The organism is Methyloglobulus sp. (assembly GCF_046714055.1).
Lineage (GTDB): Bacteria > Pseudomonadota > Gammaproteobacteria > Methylococcales > Methylomonadaceae > Methyloglobulus.
Genome location: NZ_JBKKBJ010000294.1, coordinates 1 through 9789 on the forward strand (window position 1 = coordinate 1; position 9789 = coordinate 9789).

General features: G+C 46.5%; 10 protein-coding genes and 1 pseudogene. 3 read left to right on the plus strand and 8 right to left on the minus strand.

Annotation, left to right across the window (positions count from 1 at the left end; genetic code table 11):
• Positions 1-87: 87 nt before the first annotated feature.
• The 7 genes from ACLQ6D_RS17720 to trxB all read right to left on the minus strand — a co-directional run bounded on the left by ACLQ6D_RS17720 (position 88) and on the right by trxB (position 6714).
• Positions 88-1602 carry an alpha-isopropylmalate synthase regulatory domain-containing protein gene (locus ACLQ6D_RS17720; protein ID WP_411728637.1) on the minus strand — a complete coding sequence of 505 codons (1515 nt, stop codon included), beginning with the start codon at positions 1600-1602 and terminating at the stop codon, positions 88-90.
• Between the two features lie 87 nt (positions 1603-1689).
• Positions 1690-2037: a GFA family protein gene (locus ACLQ6D_RS17725; protein WP_411728639.1), complete on the minus strand. Its 348-nt coding sequence runs from the start codon at positions 2035-2037 to the stop codon at positions 1690-1692.
• Positions 2038-2099: 62 nt separating this feature from the next.
• Complete coding sequence (leuD, locus tag ACLQ6D_RS17730; RefSeq protein WP_411728640.1) at positions 2100-2714, minus strand: 3-isopropylmalate dehydratase small subunit; 615 nt, start codon at positions 2712-2714, stop codon at positions 2100-2102.
• Between the two features lie 9 nt (positions 2715-2723).
• Positions 2724-4124 (minus strand): 3-isopropylmalate dehydratase large subunit, encoded by a 1401-nt coding sequence (leuC, locus tag ACLQ6D_RS17735; protein WP_411728641.1) that lies wholly within the window; start codon positions 4122-4124, stop codon positions 2724-2726.
• A 159-nt stretch (positions 4125-4283) separates the two neighbouring features.
• Positions 4284-4994, minus strand: a complete 711-nt coding sequence (locus ACLQ6D_RS17740) for an arginyltransferase (RefSeq protein WP_411728643.1) — start codon at positions 4992-4994, stop codon at positions 4284-4286.
• Positions 4991-5686, minus strand: a complete 696-nt coding sequence (gene aat, locus ACLQ6D_RS17745; RefSeq protein WP_411728650.1) for a leucyl/phenylalanyl-tRNA--protein transferase — start codon at positions 5684-5686, stop codon at positions 4991-4993. Before aat ends, ACLQ6D_RS17740 begins: the two co-directional genes overlap by 4 nt.
• A gap of 71 nt (positions 5687-5757) precedes the next feature.
• The gene (trxB, locus tag ACLQ6D_RS17750; protein WP_411728644.1) at positions 5758-6714 is read right to left on the minus strand and encodes a thioredoxin-disulfide reductase; all 957 of its coding nucleotides are present in this window, start codon (positions 6712-6714) and stop codon (positions 5758-5760) included.
• Positions 6715-7104: 390 nt separating this feature from the next.
• Between trxB and ACLQ6D_RS17755 the strand changes: the two genes are divergently transcribed.
• Both ACLQ6D_RS17755 and tnpA read left to right on the plus strand, forming a co-directional pair.
• Positions 7105-7485 (plus strand): DUF3597 domain-containing protein, encoded by a 381-nt coding sequence (locus tag ACLQ6D_RS17755; RefSeq protein ID WP_411728646.1) that lies wholly within the window; start codon positions 7105-7107, stop codon positions 7483-7485.
• A pseudogene (gene tnpA / locus ACLQ6D_RS17760) lies at positions 7473-7870 on the plus strand (IS200/IS605 family transposase). Before ACLQ6D_RS17755 ends, tnpA begins: the two are co-directional and overlap by 13 nt.
• 68 nt (positions 7871-7938) lie before the next feature.
• Here the strand turns inward: tnpA and ACLQ6D_RS17765 are convergent.
• Positions 7939-9267, minus strand: a complete 1329-nt coding sequence (locus tag ACLQ6D_RS17765) for a hypothetical protein (RefSeq protein ID WP_411728647.1) — start codon at positions 9265-9267, stop codon at positions 7939-7941.
• Positions 9268-9607: 340 nt separating this feature from the next.
• On the opposite strand from ACLQ6D_RS17765, the gene ACLQ6D_RS17770 reads away from it, so the two are divergent.
• On the plus strand, positions 9608-9789 hold a 182-nt coding region (locus ACLQ6D_RS17770; RefSeq protein WP_411728649.1), incomplete at its 3' end, for a hypothetical protein.

Genomic DNA, 9789 nt, shown 5'->3' on the forward strand with positions numbered 1-9789 from the left:
AATCCGCCATTTCGACGGACACCGCATTTGGCGGATTACGACGCGCCCAAAGCACAAACAAAACGGATAGACCGTGGGCTTGCGCGGCTAATCCGCCCTACAATTCATCTCATGCAACTGCATATTGATTATCCTAAGCGTTGCCAACACCGCCGCAAATACTTGGTTGGCATGTACGCCACGGGTTTTGCGGATCTCACCGCCACAATCCCAGGTTATCACGCATTCCGTCAGTGCGCTGGTAAGCCCCCCTTTTGGAATACGCACTTCATAATCTGCGAGCCTGGGCAGGGAATAACCATATAATGCCAGCACCTTTTCAATGGCATGAATAAAAGCGTCAAAACCGCCATTTCCGAACCCCGAAGCCACATGATCCTTGCCATTAATGCTGACCCGTAAACTGACGGTGGATTCCAGGTTAAAACCGCTGGTGATGGAGCAATTCAACAGCTTGATATGCTGGTAATCCTTATTTGCCAACACATCGGCGATGATAAAAGGCAGGTCATCCGCAGTGATGGTCTGCTTGGAATCGCCAAGGCGCACAATGCGGTCTAGGACTTTTTTCTGGTCTTCCTCGGAAAGATCCAGTTCCAGTTGCTCCAGATTTTTCCGTAAAGACGCTTTACCGCTCATCTTCCCCAAGGCGTAGCTGCGGGTACGGGAAAACCGTTCCGGGCCCAGCTTGGTTTTGTATAAGCCGCCCTTCTGGTCACCATCGGCGTGAATGCCAGCGGTTTGGGTAAACACATCCGCACCGATGATTGGCGCATTCGCGGCAACACGTTTGCCCGAAAAGGTTTCCACCATTTTGCTGATCGCAACGATATGGCTTTCATCAATGGCAAGCTGTAAGTGCATTTTGTCGCGCAAGACCACCGCAACTTCAGCTAAAGAGGCATTGCCCGCCCGCTCGCCCAGGCAATTTACTGTACAATGGATGGAATTTACACCGGCACGAACCGCCGCCATCACATTAGCGGTCGCCAATCCATAATCGTTATGGGGATGGAAATCAAATTCTAACTCAGGATAACGGCTGCACATATCGCTAAGGCTGGCGAACACCTCATCGGGCGATAATACCCCCAAGGTATCGGGCAACATGAAATGGCTAATCCCGGCATGGCTCAAGTTATCCACCAATTCATAGACATAAGCAGGATTATCGCGATAACCGTTAGACCAGTCTTCCAGGTACACATTTACCCTAAGACCTTTTTCAAGGGCATATCGGATCGTCTGTAGAATGTCGGCTATGTGTTGGGCTAAAGTTTTGCCCAGTTGTTCGCGGCAGTGCTTTTCACTACCTTTGGTGAGCAGATTGATGACTTTGCCGCCCGTTTCCACAATCCAATCGACGCTGCGGGTATGGTCAACAAAACCCAGCACTTCCACCCGTCCTGCGAAACTTTCGTGTTGCGCCCAGTCATTTATGCTGGCGACCGCCTCTTTTTCGCCCTGCGAAACACGGGCAGAAGCCACTTCGATTCGGTCTACCCGTAGCGATTGCAACAGGGCTTTGGCGATGCTGACTTTTTCGGCGGGCGTAAAAGAAACGCCTTGGGTTTGCTCGCCGTCCCGCAGCGTGGTATCCATAAGTTGTATCGTTCTGGAAACTGCGGACATGTTTATAGATTGAAATTGCTCAATGTGGATGGTATCTGCCGTGAAAGATATGCGACCTTAAAATGATCGCCCATCAACCAGCACTTTCTCAAGAGACGACAACTCTACATTTTCCAAGCAACGCACATTGATTGCTGCCGTCGCCACCCCCGTCGGGTCTTCCCCAAATCCGAAAGGAGCACAGCCGCATTTGGGACAAAAATGATGTTTGATGACGTGTTTGTTGAAAGTGTAGGTAGCTAGCCCCTCCTCTGGAGTGGGCATATTAAGCTGAGAGCGCGGCACGAACCACAACAAGTACCCCTTGCGGCTACAATGTGAACAATTGCACTCCATCACTTGCTCTAGGCTACCCTCGACTTGGTAGGATATTTGCCCACAATGACAGCTACCTTTGTAGTTCATTTGCTCATTCCTAAAGTGACCGTTTTTCAGATGCCAAACAGGTGGTTATGACAGCTTTGGGGTTATTGCGGCCAAAGCCAAGGAAATTTTTTTTTATGCTGTTCTTCATACGCACCGATTTTATCGACGTGCTTCAAGGTTAAACCGATGTCATCTAAACCGCTTAACAGGTTACCTTTCCTAAACGGGTCTATGTCAAACGTAAAATTATTGCCCGCTGGCGTAATGACTTGCTGGTTTTCCAGGTCTACGACAAAACGGACGCCCTCATTGGCGTTGATCTCAGCCATTAAACCATCCAACTGCTGGCTGTTGGCCTTGATCGCCAAAATGCCGTTCTTAAAACAGTTGTTATAGAAAATATCGGCATAGCTGGTTGAGATGATGGTGTTAAAGCCATAGTCTGCAATCGCCCAGGGCGCGTGTTCGCGGGAGGATCCACAACCGAAATTATCGCCCGCAACCAGTATTTTAGCGCCCTTAAAAACGGACTTGTTCAGTTCAAATTCGGGATTATCGCTGCCGTCATCATTAAACCGCCAGTCGTGAAAAAGATGTGCACCAAAGCCACTGCGCTCAACCCGCTTTAAATACTGCTTCGGGATGATCTGGTCGGTATCCACATTGCTGCGGTTCATCAATGCCGCAATGCTTTCGTGTTTTCTGTAAGGTTCCATGTTCGTTGCTTAACCAAAAGTTCTGATATCGACAAAATGTCCTGCCGCCGCAGCCGCTGCCGCCATTGCCGGTGACACCAAATGGGTCCTGCCACCTTTGCCTTGACGGCCTTCAAAATTGCGGTTGGAGGTGGACGCGCTGCGCTGGCCTTTGGTCAATTCGTCACCGTTCATCGCCAAGCACATCGAGCAACCCGGATCGCGCCATTCCCAACCTGCATCAATAAAAATCTTATCCAGCCCTTCATCTTCAGCCTGATGTTTAACATGATAGGAACCCGGTACAGCAATGGCCTTTACACCCTTGGCAACTTTGGTGCCTTTGGTCACTTCCGACGCGATACGAAAATCTTCGATCCGGCCATTGGTGCAAGAACCAATAAATACCAAATCAACAGGGATGTCAGTCATTTTGGTATTGGGGGTCAAGCCCATATAAGCCAAGGCACTTTCGCAAGCCTTACGTTTGCCTTCGTTGTCAAAACTTTCCGGCGCCGGAACACGGCCATCCACCCCAATCACTTGTTCGGGCGATGTCCCCCAGGACACTTGCGGGGCAATATCGGCAGCATCCAATGTTACGATTGTGTCGAATACAGCGCCTTCATCGCTAGGAAGGCTTTGCCAGTAAGCCAAAGCCTGATCCCACTGACTCCCTGCCGGGGCAAATTCACGGCCTTTGAGATATTCATAAGTTTTTTCGTCCGGTGCAACCAGCCCTGCCCTGGCACCCGCTTCAATCGCCATATTACAAAGCGTCATCCGGCCTTCCATAGAAAGCGCCTTGACCGCTACACCTGCATATTCGATGACATGACCCGTACCGCCTGCAGTCCCGATTTTGCCGATAATAGCCAGTGCAATATCTTTTGCGGAAGAAAATTTTGACAAACGGCCATTGACCTGCACCAACATTGTTTTGGATTTTTTCTGGGGCAGGGTTTGCGTTGCCATGACATGCTCAACTTCGGATGTGCCAATCCCAAAAGCGAGTGCGCCAAAAGCGCCGTGCGTGGCCGTATGGCTGTCACCACACACAACCACCATGCCTGGATGCACAAAACCGTGTTCCGGCACGACCACATGGATTATACCATTGTTAGGGTTCTTCATATCATAGAGGTTCAAACCGTTTTCCTGGCAATTCTCGGCCATTACCTCAATCTGTTTTTTGGCAATAGGGTCGGCAATGGGTAAATCACGGTCTTTGGTAGGGACGCAGTGATCCATTGTAGCCAGGATGCTATGCGGATTGCGGACTTTACGGTTAGCTAGCCGCAAACCTTCAAACGCTTGCGGGCTGGTGACTTCGTGCATAAGGTGACGGTCAACATAAATCAAAGGGGCCTGCCCCGCCTCATCAACAACGAGATGACTTTCCCAGATTTTTTCGTACATGGTTTTTTTCATTGCTTGTTCCTAAACTAACTGCCGTTCCTACATCTCTATACATGAAGAAAACGGTAAGACTATTGATCTGAACTGACTCACATTATCGCTTAAATGTGGGCTTTATTACAATCTGACAAGGTAATGCTGCCAATCGACTCATGAAATTTCGTGCCTTAGCTATGCCTCAACTGAGACTGGGGATACCCATTGCTTATCCCTAAGAACCTGTAGCGGCTGATAACCACCTTTATAGGACATTTTTTTACATCGTTTTATCCAAAACCCCAGATATAAAAACTCCTTGTTTAACTGCTTGGCCCATTCAATTTGCCAAAGCACCGCATAAACACCCAGGCCGTAGCAGGAAAATTTAGGTTCAAAAAAGGTATAGACCGCAGATAAGGCATTATCCAACTGGTCAACCACTGCAATTGCTGCGAGTTCACCGCCAATTAAAAACTCTACAAAGCGGGTGTCGCACCAGGAACTCTTGAGAAAATACAGGTAATCATTTGGACTGGAATAGGCCATTGAGCCTTCGCGGTGCCGTGCAGCTTGATAGCGAAGATACAACTCGTAATGACTTTGATCAAAATCAGGAGGCTTAACCACAACTTGGATGCCCATATTTTTTCTAAAACAGCGTTTTTGGCTTCGAGTAGGGGTAAATTCAGAAACGTTTAATCGCACGGGAATGCAGGCTGAACAGTTTGGGCAGTGCGGGGAATAGACCTCATCACCACTACGGCGAAAGCCCTGTTTTATCAGTTCTGAATAGATAGCTGTCGTCATGTCGAATAAAGGGTGCACAAAAGCGGGTTGTGCAACCTCATCGTCAAGATAACTGCAAGGATGTTTCTCTGTAAGAAACAAGGGAATGGAAATCATATGTTTTTCCAAGCTAATGGATCGGGAGATTCATCGCAGTATTGATCCAGCAACCTTACAAAATCATCCCTGGCTACTTCTTCAGCGCCAAAATTTATGAGATGCCGGGTACTTACCTGACAATCTATAACCTGATAGCCCCAACGCTTAAGCTGCCCTACCATATTGACGAAAGCCACTTTCGAAGCATCGGTTTTGCTGTAAAACATAGACTCCCCAAAGAACACCCGCCCCATAGTAATCCCATACAAACCGCCGACCAGTTCCCCATTTAACCAGGCTTCTGCTGAATGGGCATAGCCTGACTTATGGAGCTCATGGTAAGCCTGAAAAACACCTTGTGTTATCCATGTGCCCAACTCTTCCTTACGAGGCTTGGAACAGGCTGCGATAACTTCAGCAAAGGCCTGATCAATCGTTATCGTAAATTTCTGCTTCCGTAAAACTTTGCCAAGACTGCGGGAAATGACTAATTTGTCTGGAAATAAGACCAACCTCGGATTGGGTGACCACCATAAAATCGGCTCATCCGGGCCGTTCCAAGGGAAAATGCCTTGCCGATACGCATTAAGCAATCGGCTTTTTGAGAGGCAGCCACCCACTGCAAGTAGGCCATCGGGAACAGACAATGCTTGGGAAATCGACGGAAAATTTTGTTCCTGATCGTTGGGGTCAAGCACAGTCAATTGCATTCTCATGGTCATAAAAGACCCACTATCTCAGCCAGTTCCCGTCCAGTTTACCTGACATTACGCAAAAAGTATTAATCGACCAACTCATCCAGATATTTTTCTGCATCCAATGCCGCCATACAACCCGCACCTGCCGACGTTATAGCCTGCCGATAAACCGAATCCATGACATCGCCGGCTGCAAACACGCCGTCCACGCTGGTGTTGGTGAAGTTTCCGGTAATGCCGCTTTTAACTTTAATGTAGCCATGCGCCATGTCAAGCTGACCGTCAAAAATACCCGTATTCGGGCTATGTCCTATCGCTATGAATACGCCATACACATCGACGTTCTTGGTAGATCCATCAACTGTGTTTTTTATTCTAATTCCATTAACACCCGTATCGTCGCCTAAAACTTCATCGAGGGTGTTGTCCCACTCAATCACAACATTTCCGTTTCTGGCTTTCTCCAGTAATTTGTCGGACAGTATTTTCTCGGAACGGAATTTGTCCCGCCGATGAACTACAGTGACTTTTGAGGCAATGTTAGACAAATAAAGCGCTTCTTCAACAGCGGTATTGCCGCCGCCAATCACTGCCACAGGTTTGTTTCTGTAGAAAAAGCCATCACAGGTGGCACAAGCAGAAACGCCTTTACCTTTAAATGCTTCTTCGGATTCCAATCCCAAATAACGTGCCGATGCCCCGGTAGATATAATAAGAGCGTCACAAGTATATGAACCTGCATCCCCAGTCAGTTTAAAAGGCCGGGCCGATAAATCGGCGGTATGTATGTGATCGAAAACAATCTCCGTGTCGAACCGTTCGGCATGCCGCCGCATCCTGTCCATCAGTTCAGGCCCTTGCAAACCTTCAACATCTCCCGGCCAATTATCAACGTCGGTCGTGGTCGTCAGTTGCCCGCCCTGTTCTAAACCTGTAACCATCACCGGGTTCAAATTGGCCCTAGCCGCATACACAGCAGCCGTGTAACCGGCAGGCCCCGAACCCAAGATTAATAGTCGGCAGTGTTTGGGGGTACTCATTATCAATCCTCCATCTTTAATTTAAGTATTATTCAGATTATGGGGACGAAATGTTGTTTCGTAAACTGAAAATCCATCTTAATCACTCGGGAGCATAGTAAAAGCAATAAAAGTTGTAGTAGATTAGCTTATTGATCCGGCCTTTTAAAGATTGAAGTCAGTTTATTTGAACCTGCTGTGCATATGTGTTTAATAAGGAATGGGAAAATTCTGCGGTTTTGGGCTTAAAACTCCAAAATGTTGGCTTTTTAGCCAAATTGTTTTGCAGGTAGTGACTAATCGTAGATACACTGGTAAAGTAACAACTCATGATTTCTGCATGAGTTAACTTATTGATTTCAAATATGAAGAAATAACTGCAATTACACAACCACACATTGGGTATCAACCATGAGTATATTTAGTTCCATTCTTGCAAAATTAGGTATTGGTAGCGATGAGGCTGCGGAAGCCCCTGTTGCAGTCGAGCCATCAGCCACTTCAGCCCCTGTTCCACCTACGCCTGTTACTGAGGTCGATGTCGTATCCAAATTGGAAGGATTAGCGTCCTCCCATGCGGAAAAACTTAACTGGAAAACGTCGATAGTCGATTTGTTAAAGCTGTTAGGGCTTGATAGCAGCTTATCTGCACGTAAAGGACTGGCTACTGAACTGGGTTGCCCCGCTCAGGCGATGGGGGATTCAGCCCAAATGAATATATGGTTGCATAAAACCGTACTGCAAAAACTTGCCCAAAACGGCGGTAATATACCGAAGGAATTGTTAGATTAATCATTCATAACCATTTTGTCTTTGTCAAGAAATAGCGTTACAAGGTTTTGAATGGTGGTGTCGGCCTGTAAGCCCGAGAACTGATTAGGCAGGGGTGCGAAGCGTTTGAGATAGAAATACTGAAAGGCGTTGTCAGTCAGGATCATGTCCATGTTTTGGTTTCTGCGCCACCTAATCTGGCATCGATCGAAATCATGAGGCAGGGATTAAAGGAAGAAGTTCGATGAAGTTGTTCGGGAGTTTCCCTGACTTGAAAAAGCGCTACTGGGGGCGACACAATGTGCAGATGATTAAATTTTGCGTGACTTCGGGTGAATTGACGGAAGAAATGACAAAAAACTATCTGGAGCATCATTTTGAACCCAAAGGGGATGATAATTTTTAGGACAGAACCCTGAACGGGTCTTGTGGCCCGTATCCGGCCTTTAAGTCCATTATACGAACCCTCCAGCTTTAGCTGGCGGTTGTTTGGTTTTCCCCTGGTTTTAGAATCTTCTGTCCATTACTCTTGTGCCGAAAACGTTGTCCTAAAAAAGCTGCCCCATAAAATCCATTAAATTTATCATTATTTTCAATTTCTTGTTGGGTAGGTGTATATCTCCTATCAATTTTTGATCGCATGTCAGCTTCTGTTCTTTGATTTTCGACTCGCCTGTCAACTGCTTTCGTGCGGTTAAGATAGCGAGATATTTTTATTGTCATCCAAGCGTGATCCATTAACCAGTAATGACTAATAAAAAGCAATATAAAAAAACCAAATAGTACTGGCTCTGGAACTTTGAGAAAGAGACTGGCTGTTATGCCAGTAAAGGACAAACCAACAGAAAAAAACAACATTGCACTCAGCGTTTGATCGATGCTGTAACCAGCTACGTGAAAAACATGATGTAAATGTTCTCGATCCGGATTAAATGGTGACCGTCCTCTGCTTAGGCGACGCAACATGATGCAAACAGAATCGAATAGCGGAAGCGCCATAATCCATAACACTGTTGTTGGCGTAATCAGGTTTTTATCGCCCTGCGATGCATCGATTGACAGCCAACAAACGGTAAAGCCAAGCAGGGTGCTTCCGGTATCACCCAAAAATACTTTGGCACTCGACCGTCCGAAAATACGTAAATTAAATAACAAGAAAGCCAATATCGAAGCAATAAAAATAATGCAGAATTTAAAAAGCGTCCAATCCTGAAAGATCCAGGATACTACAGCAATTGAGGCCATTGAGATTAAGGTTAAACTTCCTGCCAAGCCATCGATTCCATCAATCATATTGAAAGCATTAATGCCACCGACAACAGCGAATAGAGTAAAGGCAGTTGCATAGCTGCCAAGGTGGATATTGCCCAAGCCTAACAAATCCCCTAAATCGATTATTTTTATGTGCGCCAATTCGGCCATAATTAATCCGGCTGCAATTTGAGCAATGAATCTGGTCTTGACGTCAAGACCTTTGTAATCATCTATAAGGCCCACACAAACCAGTAAGGAGACGGCAGCGATAAAGGCCGTTTGATTGGGGAGGGGGCCGTCATTAAAAAATAGTGTTACCAGGATGGCAAAATAAATTGCTATACCGCCAATAAGAGGGGTGTGCTTTTGATGTTGCTTTCTGTGGCTGGGCTTATCCGTGAAACCTATTTTTAAGGCGCAAGGATATAAGGCGAGGATAAAAAAAACTGTCGCTAACAGGGGCGTCAAAAAATAATTTAAAGCCATAAGTGCTGTTTCTTGATATACGTAGTCGTTTGGCTGAATATAACTCATCATTTCTGCTTGCATAGTAGCTCTCCTACTCCATTGTTTGCGGCCATTTCCCCTGCCTAAATTATATTGAAGAATTATTACAATGTCGTTAAACCTTATCAAACAACACATGGCAACAACTCATTCGGCGTTATTGGAACAGTAAAGCAATAAAAATTATATAAGTACAAATACTTAGAACCTAAAGTTTCGGAGTTCATTTTTAGCTTATGACCAAGAATAACCCATTGTTTTTCAAATTATAATTATGGCTATATAGTGGGCTCCAAAATCCAGGCACTAGTTTAAGCTATGATCTTGCCCCGCTCTAGCGGACACTCGGCTAAGAGAGCAATCTCTCAAACCGAGGCCAGCAATGAAAATCAAGAAAGAAGAAGCCAGGACAACAGCACGCAACAAATACACGGCACAGTTTAAAGGACAAGCGCCCGGACGCGCAGATCGGGACGGTGTCCCCAAGGCGGCCCAGGATTTAGGCATCGCCGAACGGTGCGGTGTTCCTGGCGGGCAAAACGTCGCCAGGCTGGACGGCCCTTT